This is a genomic window from Acinetobacter sp. UC24323, from assembly GCF_024151445.1.
GTDB classification, from domain to species: Bacteria; Pseudomonadota; Gammaproteobacteria; order Pseudomonadales; family Moraxellaceae; genus Acinetobacter; species Acinetobacter baumannii.
Genome location: NZ_JAHIBY010000004.1, coordinates 160236 through 180750 on the forward strand (window position 1 = coordinate 160236; position 20515 = coordinate 180750).

19 protein-coding genes and 1 pseudogene are annotated in these 20515 nt (G+C 39.5%); 10 read left to right on the forward strand and 10 right to left on the reverse strand.

The features are described 5' to 3' along the window. The 3 genes and pseudogenes from KNQ97_RS07580 to KNQ97_RS07590 all read right to left on the reverse strand — a co-directional run bounded on the left by KNQ97_RS07580 (position 1) and on the right by KNQ97_RS07590 (position 3971). A complete protein-coding gene (locus KNQ97_RS07580) occupies positions 1-1110 on the reverse strand; it encodes an NADH:flavin oxidoreductase/NADH oxidase (protein ID WP_253612030.1) in 1110 nt (369 codons plus the stop codon). A gap of 9 nt (positions 1111-1119) precedes the next feature. Continuing rightward, a pseudogene (locus tag KNQ97_RS07585) lies at positions 1120-3272 on the reverse strand (TonB-dependent receptor family protein). 132 nt (positions 3273-3404) lie between these two features. Then, a complete protein-coding gene (locus KNQ97_RS07590) occupies positions 3405-3971 on the reverse strand; it encodes a DNA-3-methyladenine glycosylase (RefSeq protein WP_001280163.1) in 567 nt (188 codons plus the stop codon). A gap of 75 nt (positions 3972-4046) precedes the next feature. Between KNQ97_RS07590 and mutM the strand changes: the two genes are divergently transcribed. Both mutM and KNQ97_RS07600 read left to right on the forward strand, forming a co-directional pair. After that, positions 4047-4871, forward strand: coding sequence for a bifunctional DNA-formamidopyrimidine glycosylase/DNA-(apurinic or apyrimidinic site) lyase (mutM, locus tag KNQ97_RS07595; RefSeq protein ID WP_001114566.1), 825 nt, complete (start codon positions 4047-4049; stop codon positions 4869-4871). A gap of 19 nt (positions 4872-4890) precedes the next feature. Beyond that, complete coding sequence (locus tag KNQ97_RS07600) at positions 4891-5181, forward strand: peptidylprolyl isomerase (RefSeq protein WP_001192454.1); 291 nt, start codon at positions 4891-4893, stop codon at positions 5179-5181. 10 nt (positions 5182-5191) lie between these two features. Here the strand turns inward: KNQ97_RS07600 and KNQ97_RS07605 are convergent, their stop codons facing one another. The 3 genes from KNQ97_RS07605 to typA form a co-directional block, all read right to left on the reverse strand. After that, positions 5192-5545, reverse strand: coding sequence for a gamma-glutamylcyclotransferase family protein (locus KNQ97_RS07605; RefSeq protein WP_001072497.1), 354 nt, complete (start codon positions 5543-5545; stop codon positions 5192-5194). 142 nt (positions 5546-5687) lie between these two features. Next, on the reverse strand, positions 5688-6119 hold the full coding sequence (gene mscL, locus KNQ97_RS07610) for a large conductance mechanosensitive channel protein MscL (protein ID WP_000022555.1): 432 nt from the start codon (positions 6117-6119) through the stop codon (positions 5688-5690). A 255-nt stretch (positions 6120-6374) separates the two neighbouring features. Continuing rightward, positions 6375-8210 (reverse strand): translational GTPase TypA, encoded by a 1836-nt coding sequence (typA, locus tag KNQ97_RS07615; protein WP_001280092.1) that lies wholly within the window; start codon positions 8208-8210, stop codon positions 6375-6377. A gap of 178 nt (positions 8211-8388) precedes the next feature. Between typA and KNQ97_RS07620 the strand changes: the two genes are divergently transcribed. The 5 genes from KNQ97_RS07620 to KNQ97_RS07640 all read left to right on the forward strand — a co-directional run bounded on the left by KNQ97_RS07620 (position 8389) and on the right by KNQ97_RS07640 (position 13948). Further along, positions 8389-9747, forward strand: a complete 1359-nt coding sequence (locus tag KNQ97_RS07620) for a uracil-xanthine permease family protein (protein WP_000070856.1) — start codon at positions 8389-8391, stop codon at positions 9745-9747. Positions 9748-9809: 62 nt separating this feature from the next. Beyond that, entirely contained in the window at positions 9810-10823 is a 1014-nt protein-coding gene (locus KNQ97_RS07625; protein WP_253612031.1) for a methyltransferase, read from the forward strand. A 21-nt stretch (positions 10824-10844) separates the two neighbouring features. Next, positions 10845-12305 carry an amino acid permease gene (locus KNQ97_RS07630; protein WP_000004971.1) on the forward strand — a complete coding sequence of 487 codons (1461 nt, stop codon included), beginning with the start codon at positions 10845-10847 and terminating at the stop codon, positions 12303-12305. A 275-nt stretch (positions 12306-12580) separates the two neighbouring features. Beyond that, positions 12581-13786, forward strand: a complete 1206-nt coding sequence (locus tag KNQ97_RS07635) for an RtcB family protein (RefSeq protein WP_000512701.1) — start codon at positions 12581-12583, stop codon at positions 13784-13786. Positions 13787-13804: 18 nt separating this feature from the next. After that, on the forward strand, positions 13805-13948 hold the full coding sequence (locus tag KNQ97_RS07640; protein WP_162138624.1) for a hypothetical protein: 144 nt from the start codon (positions 13805-13807) through the stop codon (positions 13946-13948). Positions 13949-14072: 124 nt separating this feature from the next. Here the strand turns inward: KNQ97_RS07640 and omp38 are convergent, their stop codons facing one another. Continuing rightward, a complete protein-coding gene (omp38, locus tag KNQ97_RS07645; protein ID WP_216117116.1) occupies positions 14073-15119 on the reverse strand; it encodes an outer membrane protein Omp38 in 1047 nt (348 codons plus the stop codon). 380 nt (positions 15120-15499) lie between these two features. On the opposite strand from omp38, the gene KNQ97_RS07650 reads away from it, so the two are divergent. From KNQ97_RS07650 to KNQ97_RS07660, 3 genes are all read left to right on the forward strand, one after another. Beyond that, entirely contained in the window at positions 15500-16015 is a 516-nt protein-coding gene (locus KNQ97_RS07650) for a GspH/FimT family pseudopilin (RefSeq protein ID WP_000477151.1), read from the forward strand. Positions 16016-16123: 108 nt separating this feature from the next. After that, on the forward strand, positions 16124-17299 hold the full coding sequence (locus KNQ97_RS07655) for a thiolase family protein (RefSeq protein ID WP_000129968.1): 1176 nt from the start codon (positions 16124-16126) through the stop codon (positions 17297-17299). A 126-nt stretch (positions 17300-17425) separates the two neighbouring features. Then, on the forward strand, positions 17426-17869 hold the full coding sequence (locus KNQ97_RS07660) for a VOC family protein (protein ID WP_001176580.1): 444 nt from the start codon (positions 17426-17428) through the stop codon (positions 17867-17869). A 42-nt stretch (positions 17870-17911) separates the two neighbouring features. Here the strand turns inward: KNQ97_RS07660 and KNQ97_RS07665 are convergent, their stop codons facing one another. From KNQ97_RS07665 to KNQ97_RS07675, 3 genes are all read right to left on the reverse strand, one after another. Then, on the reverse strand, positions 17912-18265 hold the full coding sequence (locus KNQ97_RS07665) for a multidrug efflux SMR transporter (RefSeq protein WP_000457783.1): 354 nt from the start codon (positions 18263-18265) through the stop codon (positions 17912-17914). Positions 18266-18347: 82 nt separating this feature from the next. Then, a complete protein-coding gene (locus KNQ97_RS07670) occupies positions 18348-18833 on the reverse strand; it encodes a DUF934 domain-containing protein (protein ID WP_000935250.1) in 486 nt (161 codons plus the stop codon). Continuing rightward, entirely contained in the window at positions 18826-20469 is a 1644-nt protein-coding gene (locus KNQ97_RS07675; protein ID WP_000281764.1) for a nitrite/sulfite reductase, read from the reverse strand. The genes KNQ97_RS07670 and KNQ97_RS07675 overlap by 8 nt, the downstream gene beginning before the upstream one ends. Positions 20470-20515: the final 46 nt, after the last annotated feature.

Below are 20515 nucleotides of genomic sequence, written 5' to 3' on the forward strand. Positions count from 1 at the left end.
CTAAAAAGAATCAAAAAGCTGTTTTAAGCCATGTGGTTGGCAACGCAAATATTGAGGAGCAATTTTGACTTTTGCGCCCAATGTAGCAGCAGCATGCCATGGCCAACGTGGGTCATATAACATTGCACGCGCAAGACCAATGGCATCAGCTTGCTGTTTTTCTAAAATTTGTTCAGCATGCTGTGGGTCAGTAATAAGACCTACCGCAATCACAGGAATAGCTACATGTTTTTTAACCTGTTCCGCGAAAGGAACTTGGTAACCTGCTCCAATAGTAATATTTTGATGCTCATGTAAACCACCACTAGAGACATGAATATAGGCCGCACCTAACTGCTCTAAGGCTTTTGATAAACCAACCGTAGACTCAATATCCCACTGTTCATTACCATCCATCCAGTCTGTTGCAGATAAACGTATCCCTACCGGATAACCTTCGGGAACAGCAAGTTTAATCGCCTGAAGTACCTCTAGCGTCATACGCATACGGTTTTCTAAAGAGCCACCATATTCGTCAGTACGTTGATTTGCAATTGGCGATAAGAATTGGTGTAGCAAGTAACCATGAGCAGCATGTACCTCAATTAACTCAAAGCCCGCTTCAACTGCACGTTTGGCCGCAGCTGCAAAGTCTTGTTGAATTTGTTTAATCTCGGCAATGGTTAAAGCATGTGGCGCTGCATCATGAACCGAAAAAGTACTTGTACTTGGAGCAACTGTTTGCCAACCATGTGGCTGATCTTTTGCAATTTGGCCTTTACCCAACCAAGGCTTTTCAGTAGATGCCTTACGTCCAGCATGAGCTAACTGAATTCCAAATGGCATAGGAGAAAGTGTTTTAACTTTTCCCAATAAAGTTTTGATCTGGTCACGTTGCTGATCATTCCAAAGGCCAAGATCTGCATAACTAATTCGACCTTCCGCCTGTACAGCTGTAGCTTCCACAATACATAGCCCAGCTCCAGACAACGCGTAATTTGCCCATTGCTGTTCATGCCAATAGGTAATTTCGCCTTCATCTGTTGCCGAATATTGGCACATTGGGGCAATTACAATTCTATTGACCAGTTGTAGTGAATCGAAATTAACCGTTTCAAATAATTTTGCCATTTTTAATTCCTAGAATTGTTTAATTACACGTAAACCTGCACTCCAGTTACGTCCATCAGCAGGTTCGAAATAGCGGCTATTACCGTCATTTACAATCACTGAACCTGCATATTTTTTATCAAAGAGGTTATCTACACGAGCAAAGCTATTGACTTTCCAATCGCCCATTACCCATGCATAACCAACATTTGCTGAGGTTACACTGTAGCTCGGTGCTGCGTCACTGTTGGTATCATTCACGTATACTTTGTCCATATACTGTACATCTACGCCACCATATAGACCGTGCGATGGCTGCCATGCCAAAGAGGCATAAGCTTGGTTTTTGGCAATACCCGGTATGGCATTTCCTGAGGAAATCTGAGCAATATTTCCTAACGCTGGAATATCAGCATCAAAGGTTGCATCTAAATACGAATAGCTTGCGGTCGCTATTAAGTCTCGCCATAATTTTTTATTCCATGCAAATTCTACGCCTTCACGTAAGGTTTTATCTGCATTACGGAACGTTGATCGACCATTTGAGTTACCGGCTGAAACAATGTCATCTTTAGTTTTAGTCTGGAAAACCGCCAAAGTAAAATCACCTAGTTGGTTTTGTGACTTTAAACCTGTTTCATAGGTATCGCTTGTTGAAGCTGTTAAATCAAAATTAAAACCACTTTGACCATCAGGTCGATATGCCATTTCAGTAAAAGTTGGTGTTTCAAAACCTTTGGCATAACTTACATAGGCCATGAGTTCAGGTAAAATTTGCCAACTTAAAGCGACCGACGGTAAAACTTTATCGTAATCCGTCTTACCACTATCATCACCATTACTTAAATAGTTATCTTCAGATTTGTAGTGGACATTGCTATAGCGGACACCCGTATCTAAACGCCATGTGGGTAAGAACTGCCACGAAGCTTGTAAATATGGATCGATATTCCACAAAGTATTATCTTCATCACGGCGTAATTTACCTTTCACACCATAAATACCATTCGCATTAAAATTTTCATAACCTTTACGGTCTTCATCCATTGCATCGAGTGCAACCCCGACGCTTACAGTGGTATTTGGCAGTAGTTCTTTACCTGTCCAACGGAAATCAGCACCATAATAATTACGATCAAAATCAATCACACCACCCGCATGATTAGGATTTGCTTGGCCTGTATAAATAGGCTTACCATCCTTTAATGTTACATCGCCTTTTGGAATGGATTGATATTGAGTAACTTGACGATTACCCAAATATGCCATGGCATAGAGTTCATTTTTATCATTGATTGGTTTAGACCATGTCATCCCTGTTTGGGTTTGTTCAATATCTTTTCTAACCTTATAAGTATTATCCGCATCATTAACTTGTTTAGGATTAGCATTCCACTGGGCATGAGTTAAGCCTTGCGGATCATCGGCGTGGATTTTTACATAGTTGGTTACCCAGTTGATTTTACTACCATCATCAAGATTCCAGCTGAGCTTTGCATTATTTAGTACTTTTCTGCACCGCTATGTTCGCGGTAACCGTCGGTATCAAAGTATGATGAGCTAATAACATAGCTTGGTTCATTCGCCCCTTTTGCCCCACCTTGCAGCACAAGTCCTGCTCGGCTTTTATCATGGCTACCACCCGAATAGCTCAGCTCAATTGAGTCTTTCCCTTGCCCTTCTTTAGTAGAAGTTAAAATAGTCCCACCTGATGAATTTCCATAAAGTGAAGAAAAAGGTCCTGTTAGAACTTCAACATGGTCCAGACTGCTTAAGTCGATATTAGATGTTTGGCCCTGCCCATCTGGCATTGTTGCAGGGATACCATCCACATAAAGACGAATACCACGGACACCAAACGTAGAACGTGCACCAAAACCACGCATAGATAGCTGTAGATCTTGCGCATAATTTTCACGGTTACGAATCTGTAAACTCGGTATGCCCTTCACAACTTCAGTTAAATTTACTTGTGAAGAACTATCCACTTGAGGTGCCTCGATTCGGAAAACCGAAGCTGGTGTTTGTAAATAACCAGTGTCAGTACGTGTCGCTTCCACATGTAAAGTTGGTAATTTGGCAACGTCTGAATTTAAGTCTTCTGCCCAAACAAGTGGGCTAGAAATACAGCCCATACTCATCAAAATACAGTAATGAAGTCGGTCTAAGCGTAATAAGGACATGCTTATTTCCTTTATTTATATTGTAGTTATGATAACAAAAAGCAGTGTCTTGTCTGGATATAGAATTCGGTCTACATTGTTGTAAATCTGGAACGCTCGTTTTGCCATATAAGTTTGTTTGCCAAATGAGAATTATCGACTTAATGATGGATGATCTTTCCAGCAATACCGTTCAGGCCAGTCTTTTGCTTCCTCGGCATAATCAATTCCAATACGTGGCGTTAAAACCACTTCTGGCTGTGTAGTGGCTGCTTCAATCCATAGTCCAGATTCTTCACCTAAAGTCTGGCCCTTTAAGGTCCGATCAATGCCCAAATAACGTGTCAGTTTGCCGGGTCCAGCCAAAAGCTTATATTCTTTTTTAGTTGAAGCACTATTTAAAAATGCTGATCGAATCATCACTCCTTCAGGTACACCTTCTGTTTGAGTAATAATGTTGAGCATTTCATACATGCCATAAATTAAATAGACATAAATGGTACCACCATGGCGATACATCACCTCTGTCCGTGCGGTACGTTTGTCATTGTAGCTATGGCAGGCTTTATCGCGAACGCCCAAATAAGCTTCTGTTTCACTAATTGTACAGCGGATAACTTGTCCATCCGGCTGTCGCTTACATAATACGCAGCCGATTAAATCATATGCTACTTCCGAAGTTTCTCGTTGAAACCAGCTTAATGGTAAAATATCTGACATAGTATTCTCTGAAATATTACATACCACACGTTATACTTGATTAATCCAGTATATCTGTTAATTTCGCGAGTTGGCATGCCTGAGTTACCCGAAGTCGAAACCACCAAAACCAGTTTATTTCCATTATTGAATCAAAAAGTTCTAAGTGTTGAAGTACGCAATCCTAGCTTACGCTGGCCTATACCAGATAATGTTCAGAAACTTGTTGGACAACGTCTCATTGGGTTAAATCGACGTTCAAAATATATTTTGGCAGAGTTTGAACAAGATCAAATGCTCTGGCATTTAGGAATGTCGGGTAGCTTTCGCCTGTGTCAACCAAACGATGAATTGAGAAAACACGATCATCTCATTATTCAATTTGAAGATCAGCAGTTACGTTACCATGACCCACGTCGTTTTGGCTGTATTCTTTGGCTTAACCCTGAAACTCAAGGCAAACTCATCGATACTTTAGGACCAGAGCCTTTAAGTACTGACTTTCATGCAGAATATTTAGCTTCTAAACTCAAGAATAAATCTGTCGGCATAAAAATTGCACTCATGGATAATCATGTAGTGGTTGGTGTTGGCAATATCTATGCAACTGAAAGCTTGTTTAATGTTGGCATTCATCCAGCACAGCCCGCTGGTGATTTAACCATGCAACAGATTGAGAAACTGGTTGTTGAGATTAAGCGAATTTTGAAGTCAGCAATTGATTTAGGCGGCTCGACTTTACGAGACTACAGCAATGCCATGGGTGAAAATGGTTATTTTCAACAGACTTTACTCGCTTATGGTCGTGCCGGAGAAATGTGTGTTAACTGTGAAACCACATTAGAAAACTTAAAACTCGGTCAGCGTGCCAGCGTATTTTGCCCACAGTGCCAACCACTTAAAAAGCTGAGAAAGCCTTAATTTTTTGGAGGAAGACAACATGCAAACAGCAATTGTCCGACATATTTTAGTCAAAGATAAAGACTTAGCCGAACAGCTGAAAAAGAAGCTACAAAGTGGTGCTGACTTTGCCAAACTTGCCAAGCAATACTCCACCTGTAATTCGGCAAAACGTGGTGGTGAACTTGGTGAAGTCAAAAAAGGGCAATTGGTGCCTGTCATTGACAAAGTAGTTTTTACAGCTGCTGAACGTGTGTTACAAGGTCCAATCAAAAGCCAGTTTGGCTATCATCTCTTAGAAGTTAAATTCAGAATGACTGGCTTACGTTGATTTCAGCATTTTACTTGTAATTGTGAGAAGCTTTAGCCTGCATATTGACTTGATATGTCCAGGCTTTAACATACTCACCCGATTCTAATTTTATATCTGCTGTCACACGTTGGTATTGAAAACCTTCAAAATCATCTAACATTTGCCAGTTTTCTGCTAACTTTTCTGTGCTAAACAAATAGCCTTCTACCCAATCTGCTTCTGGATCTAACTCTAAAGCCTTTAAACCTTTGTCTGGTCCCCAATCTAAAATATGAATCACTCCTCGTACACTCGCTTTTGTCCAGTTACCACCAATCTGCTCTAAAATATGAGCATTTGCTTTATTAGGGCATAAAGTTCCATATACAAAAAGCTGATTCATTAATTTATGTTCCTTGTTCTATCTGCTTAGCTAAACTTAACTGTGATTTAGCAAGTTTATCAATATCTCTGGTCCAGTATAAAATGCTATGTAATAAAAAACGGTACGCTAGGTACCGTTTTTTATACTCAAATTCTTTTTATTAAGCTTGTTTTTTCAACTCATCACGAATTTCACGTAATAATTGGATATCTTCTGGAGTTGCAGCTGGAGCTTCTGGCTCATTCTTATCACGGCGAAGTTTGTTTAATAATTTCACCATTAAGAACACAACCCAAGCCAAAATCAGGAAGTTAATTAAAATGGTCAGGAAGTTACCATAAGTTAATACATTGATACCTGCTTTTTGTAAGGCATCTAGAGATTGTAAGTTATTAGGGTTTGCACCTAACACGATAAATTTCTGCGAGAAATCAACACCACCACCAGTAATTACAGTGATAAGCGGCATGATGATATCTTTTACTAACGAGTCTACGATTTTGCCAAAAGCACCACCAATAATTACACCAATGGCTAAATCCATCATATTGCCTTTAATGGCAAATTCTTTAAATTCTTGAATAATACTCATCTAAACATCTCCAGATGTAGGGGGGAGGAACACATCATATTTTTCTTTTTTCACTGGCCTCTTATCCGTCTAGATAGTACTCGCCATGATATTGATAATTTAATATTTTTTTCAAAAAAAGAAAGCTATTTCACACTTTAACAACATATTTGCTTACAAGAAAAATATGACTTTAAGTTTACTTTCAGCTTTACCAGTAAGCAATAAAAAACCGCTAAACGAATTTAGCGGTTTTTCTTTTTTATTTAAGAAAAATTATTTATCACGGTTACGTTTGCGTTCATTTTCAGTCAAGTAACGCTTACGGATACGAATTGATTTTGGAGTAACTTCTACTAACTCGTCATCTTCAATAAATTCAAGAGCTTGTTCAAGCGTGAATTCAATTGCAGGTGTTAAAGTTAAAGCATCATCAGTACCAGACGCACGAACGTTAGTTAACTGTTTCGCTTTAGTTGGGTTTACAACCATATCGTCTGAACGAGAGTTAATACCTACGATCATACCTTCGTAAACTTCTAACTGTGGTTTAGCGAATAAACGACCACGGTCTTGTAAGCTGAATAATGCATAGCCCAAGCATGTACCTTGAACCATAGAAATCAACACACCGTTTTGACGCTTCGCAACAGTACCTTGTTTAAGAGGACCATAATGCGAGAAGCTTGAAGTCATAATACCAGTACCAGAGGTCATGGTTAAGAATTCAGAACGGAAACCAATTAAGCCACGTGAAGGAACAGTTGCTTCAATACGGATACGGCCTTTACCGTCAACTTCCATATTGGTCATTTCACCTTTACGGTGACCCATTTGTTCCATTACAGCGCCTTGGTGCTGCTCTTCAACGTCAAACGTTACGTTTTCGTAAGGTTCTTGTTTTTCACCATCAATTTCTTTAATGATTACTTGCGGACGTGATACACCTAATTCGAAGCCTTCACGACGCATGTTTTCAATTAAAACTGAAAGGTGAAGTTCACCACGGCCAGATACTTTGAAACGGTCTGGACTGTCAGTATCTTCAACACGTAAAGCTACGTTGTGAATTAATTCGCGGTCAAGACGCTCACGAATATTACGTGAAGTTACGAATTTACCTTCTTTACCAGCAAACGGAGAGTTGTTTACTTGGAAAGTCATAGACACTGTAGGCTCATCTACAGATAAAGGTGGTAATGCTTCAACGTTTTTCGGATCACAAATCGTGTCAGAAATGTTAAGTGCATCAATACCAGTAATACATACGATATCGCCTGCAGATGCAGAATCAACATCAATACGCTCTAAACCATGGTAACCCATGATTTTTAAGATACGGCCGTTACGTGTATTGCCTTCTTTGTCAATTACAGTAACAGGAGTATTTAGTTTTACAGAACCACGTTGAATACGACCAACACCAATAACACCTACGAAGCTGTTATAGTCAAGTGATGAAATCTGCATTTGGAATGGACCATCAACATCAACAGCTGGTGGCTCAACGATGTCTACAATCGTTTCGAACAACGGAGTCATGTCTTCTGCAAGCTCTTCAGGAGCAGGACCCGCTACACCACGTAAACCTGATGCATAAACGATTGGGAAATCAAGTTGCTCATCAGTTGCGCCAAGGTTATCAAACAAATCAAACACTTGATCGATTACCCAGTCTGGACGCGCACTTGGCTTGTCAACTTTGTTGATAATCACGATTGGTTTTAAACCACGGGCAAAGGCTTTTTGAGTCACAAAGCGAGTTTGTGGCATTGGGCCTTCTTGTGAGTCAACAAGAAGTAGTACGCAGTCAACCATCGACATTACACGTTCTACTTCACCACCGAAGTCGGCGTGTCCCGGGGTATCCACGATGTTGATACGGTAAGTTGTATCTGTACGTTTGTCTAACCAAGTAATAGCGGTGTTTTTCGCTAAGATGGTAATACCACGTTCACTTTCAAGCGCATTCGAGTCCATGACACGCTCAATCTCGCCTGCTCGGTCACCGAGAGCACCTGATTGCTGAAGTAGTTTATCGACAAGTGTGGTTTTCCCGTGGTCGACGTGCGCAATAATTGCGATATTACGGAGATTTTTGATATCTGACATGAAAATTCGAAACGCCTAAAATTTGAGGGCAAATTATACAGAAAAACACTACTCTTGAGTAGTGACAGTTTATTGACATTGACAAAAAAATTTTCCAATAGTCTGTATTTCGTTTTGTAAAGATAGGTATCTCGATTAGAATAGCGCCAATTTGCGAAATTGCGGCGTATTTACTCCCATGTCCAATCAACCATCACAAGACCGTCTTGACCTCGTTTATGGACTAGATGACCGACCAAAACCCTTCGTGGCTTTTTTGGCAGCCTTTCAACATTTGCTTGCAATTATTGTCCCGATTGTTACTCCCGGGCTTCTAATTTGCTTAGCATTAGGCGTTCCACGAAATGAAACCAATATGATTTTATCAATGTCTTTGGTCATTTCAGGAATCGCGACTTTCTTACAATGTAAAAAAGTTGGTCCGTTTGGTGCAGGCTTACTTATTGTTCAAGGTACAAGTTTTAACTTTATTGGCCCGATTATCGGTATTGGCAGTGCAATGGTTGCTGCAGGTACACCAGTCAATCAAGTTATGGCTGCTATTTTTGGTGTTGTGATTGCAGGTTCATTTATTGAAATGGGCGTATCACAAATTCTCCCATGGGTAAAAAAGCTAATTACTCCCCTTGTGACAGGTATTGTGGTACTCCTGATTGGTCTAACGCTCATTAAAGAAGGTTTGATTAGTATGGGCGGTGGTTATCAAGCCATGCAGGACCATACTTTTGCCAGTGCTGATAACCTTATAATGTCGTGTACGGTTCTTGCTATTATTATTGTCCTAAACCGTATTCGTATTGTCTGGATTAAAAGTTCAGCTATTTTAATTGCTTTAGTGATTGGCTACATTCTTGCCGGCTTTATGGGATATCTAGACTTCTCTGGTCTAAAAGATGCGCCCGTGATTCAAATTCCGACACCGATGCATTTTGGCTTAAGCTTCTCATGGGGCTTATTTATTCCAATGGCATTTATTTATTTGGTTACGTCTTTAGAAGCAATTGGTGACGTAACGGCAACCAGTAAACTATCAAACCAACCTGTAGATGGTCCTCAGTGGATGCAACGTATTAAGGGTGGTGTGTTAGTAAATGGTGCAAATTCACTACTTGCTGGCCTATTCAATACTTTCCCAAGCTCCGTGTTTGCCCAAAATAATGGTGTTATCCAATTAACTGGCGTAGCAAGTCGTTATGTAGGAATCTGGATTGCTGCTTTACTCATTTTATTAGGTCTCTTCCCTGCTGTAGCTGGGGTAATACAAGCTGTTCCACAAGCCGTATTAGGTGGAGCAGTTATGGTAATGTTCGGCGCTGTTGCTGCCTCAGGTATTAATATTCTTTCATCAATTCATTTAGACCGCCGTGCTCTTTTAATTATTGCGATTTCACTTGCATTAGGCTTGGGTGTTGCTCAGGTGCCACAAATTTTGGAGCATCTGCCAGAATTATTTAAAAATATTTTTAGTTCCGGCGTAGCAACAGGCGGTATTGCAGCATTAATTTTAAATGTTGTACTCCCAGAAACACATAAATAACCAATTTTAATTTTGATTACTGCCCAGTTTTCACTGGGCATTCTTCTTCATGAGAGATGTACATGGACCCTAGAAGTGAAGTGATATTAAGACAACAAGACTATTTAAAAGGTAGGGTCTTGTTAATTAATGCACCGAATGACGCCCTAGTCAGTCAATTACCAACTGAGATTGATGCATCAGTCTGGACATGGAATTATGCTGACTATCAGGGTTTTGTAAATGCAGGCGCAACAGCTCATTTCTCGGTTGAGTTTCCATCACAAGAATTTGATCAGGCTATAATTTTTGTTCCAAAATCAAAAGAGCTTTTAAACTATATATTGCATGTAGTGATGAGCCATCTGAAAACTGACCAATCAGTTTTTTTAGTAGGTGAAAAAAAAGGTGGTGTTGAAAGAGCTGCCAAACAACTACAAGGCTTTGGCAAAATACTTAAACTTGATAGTGCCCGACATTGTCAATTATGGCATTTAAAAATTGAGAAAATTGAAAAGATCAAACCTCTTGAAAGCTGGTTAAAAACCTATACTGTTCAAGTAAATGAGCAAGAACTTACCATTTGTGCCCTACCTGGCGTTTTCAGCCAAACTCATTTAGATGTCGGAACTGCTGTTTTACTCCCTTATCTAAATCAAGTGAAATCAGGTAGAATTGCCGACTTCGGGTGTGGAGCTGGAATTATCAGTTGCTATTTGGCAAAAGCAAATTCAAGTAATATTATCCATGCCCTAGATATTGATGCCTTCGCTTTACAGTCAACGGAAATGACTTTTAGTCGAAATGGAATAGGTTCAGACCAGTTGAGATTGCAGCCTGTTACAGGAATTGCAGACGCCCCAACAGAACTTGATGCCATTGTCAGTAATCCTCCCTTCCATCAGGGTATTCATACCAACTATGATGCAAGTGAAGGACTCTGCCAGAACGCTAAAAAACATTTAAAGGCATCAGGTGAGCTATGGATTGTAGCGAACCGTTTTTTAAACTATCCGATCTTAATTGAGAAGCACTTTGGTCAGTGTGAGATTAAAACTGATCTTCAAGGCTTTAAGGTGTTATATGCCTGTGCATAACAAACTATGTAAGGAATCTCCATGAGCGAAACACATGCTCCTGAAAAACTCCAGCGTAAGCTTGGGGCTCGTCATCTGAATATGATCGCCATTGGTGGTTCCATTGGTACAGGTCTTTTCCTTGCTTCTGGGTCAACCATTGCAAATGCAGGTCCAGGTGGGGCGTTACTCGCCTACTCCCTCATTGGTATTATGATTTACTTCTTAATGACCAGTTTAGGTGAACTTGCGACACACACACCAACATCAGGTGCTTTCTTTACCTATGGAAGTCGCTATGTCGAAGAGGGTTTTGGTTTCGCTCTAGGCTGGAACTACTGGTACAACTGGGCAATTACGGTTGCGTTTGAACTCGTTGCCGTACAGTTTATTATGAAATTCTGGTTCCCAGATGTTCCCGGATTCTATTGGAGCGCCCTTTTTCTTGTCATTATCTTTATGATTAATGCGATGACCGTAAAAGGATTTGGCGAAAGTGAATTCTGGTTCTCCATGGTTAAAGTAATTGCCATTGTTGCCTTTATTATTATTGGTATCGCCATGATTATTAAGATTATGTTGACACCAGGAGTAGCAACTTTTGGCAACTGGACTTATAAAGAGGCACCATTCGTAGGTGGTTTACAAGCCATGATTGGGGTAGCCATGATTGCCGGGTTCTCATTTCAGGGAACCGAGATGGTAGGTGTTGCAGCGGGTGAATCAAAAGATCCGAAGAAGACGATTCCGCTTGCAATTAAACAGATTTTCTGGCGAATTTTATTATTCTATATCTTGTGTATTTTCATTATCGGCACCCTTATTGCCTATGATGATCCAAACTTATTACAAGCAGCAGCAACAGAAAATATTGCTCTTTCTCCTTTCACCTTACTTTATGAAAAAGTAGGTTTTGCTTTTGCTGCAAGCTTAATGAATGCAGTAATTCTAACTGCTATTTTGTCAGCAGGTAACTCGGGCATGTACTCTTCTACCCGTATGTTATTTGATATGGCGCAACAAGGCCGTGCACCAAAATGGTTTGCAAAACTCGATAATCGTGGTGTTCCAATGAATGCGTTATATGCAACTACATTCATTGCTGCATTCTGCTTCTTAACGACTTTTATCGGAGAAAAGCAAGTCTTTAACTGGCTCCTCAATATGTCAGGAATGTGTGGTTTCATTGTCTGGTTAGGTATTGCAATTTCGCATTATCGTTTCCGTAAAGGTTATATTGCTCAAGGTTATAAATTAGAAGATCTTGCATACCGCGCTAAGTTTTTCCCATTCGCACCTTGGTTTGCCTTTATCCTCTGTTCTGTCATTATTTTAGGACAAAACTACCAAGCGGTTTTAGGCGGTAAAATTGACTGGATTGGCTTACTTTCTACTTATATCAGCTTGCCTTTATTCTTAGTAATCTGGCTTGGATACAAATGGAAAAATAAAACTAAATTAATTCCTTACGATCAAATGGATGTAAAACCAGAGCAAGATTAATACTGAGTTCAAGTAATTAATCAGCGCTTATCAAAGGTCAAAAACTTGATCTTTAGTTAAAAACAGGTAAAATGCCGTTCAGATTTTCAACGGCACTTTTTAAAAAGGAGGACATCATGCCAACACTACAAGGTAAAACACAGTAACGATTTGGCACGATGTCAGCTCACGGACAAGTGTACAAATTTAATTCACTTGTCCGAATGCTCGAATTTAAGACCTAGCATTCGCTAGGTTTTTTTATGCCTATTCGGACAATAAATAAGAGAATAATTATGGGCATACAAAAGATATTAAACGAAGAGGCACAATATGGTGTCCCCGTTAAAATTTTCACTCAAGACATAGATAGTGAAAGTATTGAACAACTCAAGAAAATGGCACAACTGCAATTTATATATTCTCATATTGCTGTTATGCCTGATGTGCATGTTGGAAAAGGTGCAACTGTAGGCAGCGTCATTCCTACTAAACATGCCATTATTCCAGCTGCAGTGGGTGTAGATATTGGCTGCGGAATGAATGCTATTCGTTTGAGCCTGAAAGCTTCACAACTTCCAGATAACTTAAGCCGCTTGCGGGACGCCATTGAACGGAAAGTGCCGGTTGGATTTGCTTTGCACAAACAAGTCAAAGCGAAAGCTTCTAGCATTATTCCACTTGAAAAACGCTTAGAACCTATTATTAAAAAGCATCCGGGTCTTGTCCGAATGCTTCGTCAGTTTGAGGCAACATGGCAAAAACAGCTGGGCACTTTAGGCGGCGGTAATCACTTTATAGAGTTATGTATTGATGAAAATCAAGATGTATGGGTGATGCTCCATTCGGGCAGCCGAGGTCTTGGTAACGTCATAGGTACTTATTTTATTGAGTTAGCCAAGAAAGAGGCACAACATCGCTTTGGGCACGTGCCTGATAAAGATTTAAGTTATTTTGCTGAAGGCTCGCAAAGCTTTAATGATTATGTAGAAGCAGTAGAGTGGGCTCAAGAATATGCTTTTGAAAATCGTAAAGAAATGATGCGATTAATATTAGAAGCAATTCGCCCTCTTCTACCTTCTTTTCAAATGACGAAAGAAGCAATCAATTGTCACCATAACTATGTGAGTCAAGAAACACACTTTGGTGAAAACCTTTTTGTTACAAGAAAAGGGGCAATTCGAGCAGGTTTAGATGAGTTAGGAATTATTCCAGGTTCTATGGGAGCACGCTCGTATATTGTTAAAGGTAAAGCAAACCCTGAATCTTTTTGTTCCTGTTCTCATGGAGCTGGCCGCAAAATGAGCCGAAGCAAAGCAAAAGTTCTTTTTAATCAGCAGGACTTGATTGAACAAACACAAGGGATTGAATGCCGTAAAGACAGTGGTGTAGTCGATGAAATTCCAAGTGCCTATAAAGATATTGATGAGGTTATAGCCAATCAAGCAGATCTCATTGAAGTCGTTCATACTCTTAAACAAGTTTTATGTATTAAAGGTTAAGACATGAAAATTAAAGAAATGCCGAAAATTAAGGTCCGTAATCAAGTAGCTCTATCCCCTCTACTTCACAAAGGTGGTATGCACGAAACAGAAAAACCTCGTGCTCAACATCGTAGAAATAGACAAGATACTAAACAGCAATTGAAGAAAGGTGTTTGGTAACTATTTTAAGTAATGATTGGAAGAGATTATGAATCAGGAGATTTACAAATGACCAAATATTTTAAAAATCGCCATAAAAAAAGCGACTCTAACGAGTCGCTTTTTTACTGTTCAAGAACTCAAATTATTGAGCTGCTGCAGGAGCTGCCGCTTCTTGACCAGGTTGAACTACTACAGTACGGCTACCAGTGATTGTCGCGAATACACGACGGTTCATAGCACGACCTTCTTTAGTTTTGTTGTCAGCAATCGGTTGATCCCAAGCGAAACCTTGAGTAGACAAACGAGAAGCGTCAACGTTGTATTCGTTTACAAGAGCTGATTTAACAGAGTTAGCACGAGCTAAAGATAAACGTTCGTTTAACTTACGTGGACCAGTGTTATCTGTGTGACCTTCGATACGTGCAGTAGCGTTAGGGTATTCAGATAATTTTTCAGCAACTTTAGCGATTTCTGGCTTGTACTGGTCTTTGATGTTTGATTTGTTAGTATCAAAGAACACACGAAGTTCCATGTTAAGGTCTTCAGTTAACTCTTGTGGTTGTGGAGCAACTGGAGTTGGTTCAACTGGAGCAACTTCTACTACAGGAGCAGCAGGCTTCAAGTGACCACCTAGAACTACGTTTAAGCCAGCAAGAGCAGTGTAGCGCCAGTATTTTTCATCAAAATCATACGTACCGCGAGCTTCTGTACGAAGAGACAAAGCATCGTTCAAGCGATAGAAAGCACCTACACCGGCATTACCGATAGTATCTTTCTTGTCTTCATAGATACCATCAAACTCAGTTTTAGTTTGACCCGCACCTAACAATACGTATGGCTTAAATTTGCTGTCATAGTTTTTAGTGATTAAATCAGAAGTTGCATAGAAGTTACCAGCAATAGTCTTCTGTTTGTACTCAGCGCCTTGAACGCCAGTACCATCAAGATCACCTTTTACTTGATTATATTCAGCTTCAAAACCTAACCAAGGTGTTAACTCAACACCCAGACCAGCACCAACAAATAAATCATCTTGCAATTCAGCATGATCAGTTAATTTATTGTTGTTGTGCTCGCTGTCTTGCCAAGTATAACCAAGCAATAATGGAGTAACTGTTACGCCAGCATTAGCAGCAGCTAATGGAGCAGCAACAAGCATAGTAGCAAGTGCAATACGACTCAATTTCATGGATATCCTCCAGAGATAACAATTGTTGTTCAAGCTCAGCCTAAATTTATTGGCCCCTGAGATATTTTTTACCCCAGTATTATTTTTAAGCTATTCACATTTGAATCATACAAACACTTGATAGACTTTCCAAGTGCTTGATAATTTTAATCAAGTAAATTATTGACAAAATTACTTACAATTTCCGTTGTAATTCGGTAATTTTTTACCCAACTAGCAAATATGAACAACTTCTTTGTTTCGCTTACCGTGATTTTACCAGTATTCTAGCCGACTGATAACCCTTATTTAATTTTGTGTTTCCTCATTATAAAAAATAATATAAATCATTGTCAGAAAACATAAAATTGCTCTATTTATACATATATTAAGGTTTTTTAATGTTTAAATCTCCTGGTTTTACTATAGTTGAGCTCACTATAACACTCGTAATTCTTGTGATTATGTCAGTTATAGCCATTCCTTTATACCATCAATTTATGGCATCTGTAGAACTAAAAAATACGCCGCGCATACTCACAATTCATATACAAAAAGCCAAATATGACGCAATTATTAGGCATAAGAATGTTGTTCTTTGTCCAAGTTCTGATCAATTGGTCTGCAATACGAATTGGGATAACCGCGTAATCAGCTTTGTAGATAATAACCGTAATCTACAGCATGATTTAAATGAAGAATTATTGACCTCTATAGATCTTAACCATCACTACGGTTCTATGAAATTACAACGTTTTGGAAAAAAACAAAATAGTATTATTTTTCAAGGTAGTTCTGGACTACCCATCGAGTCGAATGGCAGTTTTATCTATTGTTCTTATGACCAGCTTAAAAACTTTAAATTAATTCTTAGCAAAATGGGCCATGTGCGCTTAGAAGAGCTTAAAAATTGTTAGAACTCTACAGTCTAATGCAGAAGCTAACCCGTTCTTCATTTTGCAATATACTGCTTAGGTTTTAAACATTTCTTATTTTGAGATTAAGAACAATCGGAGATTACAACAATGACTGACATCGTAATTGTTAATGGTGCTCGTACTGCTATGGGTGGTTTTCAAGGATCACTATCAGGACTAACTGCTCCTGAATTAGGAGCGGTAACAATTAAAGAAGCAATCGCACGAGCAGGTTTACAGCCTACAGATGTCGAAGAAGTCATTATGGGTTGCGTACTACCAGCGGGTTTAAAGCAAGGCCCTGCTCGTCAAGCCATGCGTAAAGCAGGTTTACCTGATTCAACAGGAGCTGTGACAATTAATAAGCTTTGTGGTTCAGGTATGAAGGCGGTAATGCAAGCGGCTGATATGATTAAAGCAGGAAGTGCTGAAATTGTAGTTGCCGGTGGTATGGAGTCGATGACCAATGCACCTTATGTCTTACCCAAAGCACGTGCAGGATACCGTATGGGCCACGGTGAAATTAAAGACCATATGTTCTTTGATGGTTTAGAAGATGCTGAAACTGGTCGTTTAATGGGTTCATTTGCTCAAGATATGGCAAATACACGTGGTTATACTCGTGAGCAAATGGATGACTTTGCAATTCGCTCTTTAAAACGTGCTCAAACTGCGATTACTGAAGGCTACTTCAAAGATGAAATTGTACCTGTTACTGTTTCTACCCGTAAAGGTGATGTCATTGTCGATCAGGATGAACAACCTTTAAATGCCAAGATTGATAAAATCCCATCACTTAAACCAGCTTTTGCAAAAGACGGTACAATTACTGCTGCAAACGCGAGTTCTATTTCTGATGGTGCTTCTGCACTAGTTTTAACATCGAGTGAAGTTGCAGCACAGCGCGGCTTACAGCCACTTGCAAAAATCATAGCCACTGCGTCAAATTCTCAACATCCTTCAGAATTTACAATTGCTCCTGTTGGCGCTATTGAAAAAGTACTTAAAAAAGCAGGTTGGAATGCTCAGGACGTTGACCTTTGGGAAATTAATGAAGCTTTTGCTATGGTAACGATGTGCCCAATTGATGATTTCAAACTTGATCCAGAAAAAGTCAATATTCATGGTGGGGCATGTGCACTTGGTCACCCTGTAGGATCGACAGGCTCTCGTATTATTCTTACGCTTATTCATGCGCTTAAACGTACTGGTGGTAAAAAGGGTGTCGCTGCTCTTTGCATCGGCGGTGGTGAAGCAACAGCTGTTGCCATCGAAATTCTTTAATTAAAGCTTTTTTTAAAATCCCACTTCGGTGGGATTTTTTATGAAAAAACTACAAAAAATGACCCACAAAATCTCTTTTCCGTTTTAACTTATTCTTCTAAATGAAAACAACAATGGACAATAACAATGCAACTCAATCACTATCTCAATTTTCAAGGCCAGGCAGAGCAAGCTTTTAATTTTTATAAATCAGTATTCGGCGGTGAATTTGCCATGCTGAGCCGCTATAGCGATATGCCGCCTCATGACGGTGTCACGTTATCGGAAGCTCAAAAAAATTTAGTGCTTCATGTTTCCCTGCCGATTAACGAATACACTGTACTCATGGCATCAGATGTCATTGATCAATTCTGTACACCAAATAGTGTATTTACTCAGGGCAATAATCATTACATTGCAATTAACCTTGAAAAAGATGAGCAAGAAAAGGCAAAACAACTTTTTGATGCCTTATCTGTAAATGGCAAAATTGAAATGCCACTAGAAAAAACGTTCTGGGGCGCTTTATACGGTGCTTTTACTGATCAATTTGGTGTCAAGTGGATGGTTAACTGCCAGTTAGATACTTAAATCTTTAGCCCTTATAGAGATCTCAATGTTTCTATAAGGGCTTTAAACATCGATATTAGAGTATTGCGCAATAATCATTAAGCCGACTGTAATAAAACCAATCCCAATCCATCCTGCTACATCAATGTTTTGCCCAAGAAAAATCTTTGCGAGAAAAGCGGTCGCCAATACCCCCACCCCAGACCACAACACATATAAAATTCCAGCTTGCATATATTTCAAAGCAATAGCAGCACATGCAAAAGAGATAATATATAAAACTAGAGCAATCCCCTGAGCAGTTTTATTAACTAATCCATTGCCTTTAGCCGAATAAAAGGTTGAAAGTACATCCGTTGCAATAGCGAATATTAACCACCAAGCGCCAGGATTTATTTTTGAAATTAAAGCGAACATTTTTATTCTTCAATTCAGTTATTAAAAAAATTATTTATAAAAAAAGCTGAACCTGAGTTCAGCCTTTTCACTTAGAAGCTATTTAAGCACCAGTTTGATAACTTGCTTTTGGCACAGCTGTTGAAGCTTGATAAGGGTGAGTAAAGTCTTGCAAACCAGCAGCAGCTTCTTGCACATCTTTACCTTCTTTGATGACAAAACTATCAAAACCTGAACGTTTTAAATAATTTAAGACATCCTTAAATACATCACCTGTTGCACGTAGTTCACCTTGGAAACCTTGGCGACGTAATAATGCAGCGAATGAATAACCTCGCCCATCTCCGAAACCTGCGAACTCAATAAAAATTGCATCAAGTTCACTTAATGGAAATGTATGATCTTCTGGTGAATCGTTCACAGTCACATACAAAGCTTTTTTACCTTGAACGTTCGCCAGTTGATCGAGCTGTGCTGTTGTTAAAACAACGTCACCTTGAGGAATCACACCATCTTCAGCAATGATTTGATAAGTATTATCTGCAATCGTGCCATCTTTATAAAGCACAGGTAGAGCTGTATTAAGCATATGCACGCTCCTTAAATGGTTGAATTCCTACACGGCGATATGTATCAACAAAACGCTCACCTTCAATACGTAAATCAAGATACGTATTTAATACTTCTTCAATGACATCAGGCACGGCTTCTGCTGCAAATGATGGTCCTAAGATGTCACCAATTGAAGCATCATGGTCTGAATTACCACCTAATGTAATTTGATAGAACTCAGCGCCTTTTTTATCTACACCTAAAATACCGATGTTCCCCACATGGTGGTGGCCACAAGCATTCATACAGCCAGAAATATTTAAGTCTAAATGACCAAGATCATAAACTTTATCTAAATCTTCAAAACGGCGTGTAATCGCTTCAGCAATAGGAATTGATTTCGCATTTGCAAGTGAACAGAAATCACCACCCGGGCAGCTAATAATATCGGTAATAAAGCCGATATGCGCACGAGCCATGTTGTGTTGTTCAAGCGCTTGCCATACATCGAACAAATCTTTTTGAGGTACATCTGCTAAAGCAATGTTTTGTTCGTGAGTCGTACGAAGTTCACCAAACGTATATTTATCAGCGAGATCTGCAATGAAGTTCATTTCTTCAGTGGTCATATCGCCCGGTGCGATGCCTGCACGTTTTAAAGAGATCGTAACAATACGATAGCCCTTTACTTTATGTGCATGCGTATTGATATTGAACCATTGTTTGAATTTTGGATGCTCAGCAAATAAAGCTGTAAAGTCTTCATCTTCTAAATCTTGATAATCAAACGGCGTGAACTCTTCGTCTAATTTTTTCAAGATTTCTGGCTGAATTTTTAATGTTTCACGTGTGTGTTCAAATTCAGCTTCAACTTTCTGTGCAAATACTTCAGGCGTTAATGCTTTAACCAAGATTTTGATACGCGCCTTATACTTGTTATCACGACGGCCATGTAAGTTATAAACACGTAAAACTGCTTCTAAATAAGCAATTAAATCTTCACGTGGTAAAAACTCACGAATGACACTACCAATAATCGGAGTACGGCCTAAACCACCACCCACCATGATTTTGTAGCCCATCTCGCCTGCTTCATTACGCACGATATACACACCAATATCGTGGAATGCTGTTGCTGCACGGTCTTTTTCTTCAAGTGCAGAAACGGCAATTTTAAATTTACGTGGTAAGAATGCAAATTCCGGGTGGAATGTACTCCACTGACGAATCAATTCACATGTTGGGCGTGGATCAGCAATTTCACCTGCAACTACACCTGCATACTGGTCAGTAGTCGTGTTACGAATACAGTTACCACTGGTTTGAATGGCATGCATTTGTACAGTTGCGAGTTCAGCTAAAATTTCTGGCACATCTTCAAGTGCAGGCCAGTTTAGCTGAATATTTTGACGCGTAGATACGTGTGCATAGCCACGGTCATATTGAGTTGATACTTCAGCAATTTTACGTAATTGTTTTGAGTTCATTAAGCCATACGGCACAGCAATACGTAGCATTGGTGCATAACGTTGCACATATAAACCATTTTGCAAACGTAATGGGCGGTATTCATCTTCAGAAAGTTTGCCCGCTAAATAGCGCTCTGTCTGATCGCGGAACTGAGCAACTCGTTGATTAATCAGCTGCTGATCGAAATCGGTATATAAATACATGGCGTATGGCTAGTAGATTCATTATTAAGGCGGATAGCATAGCGAG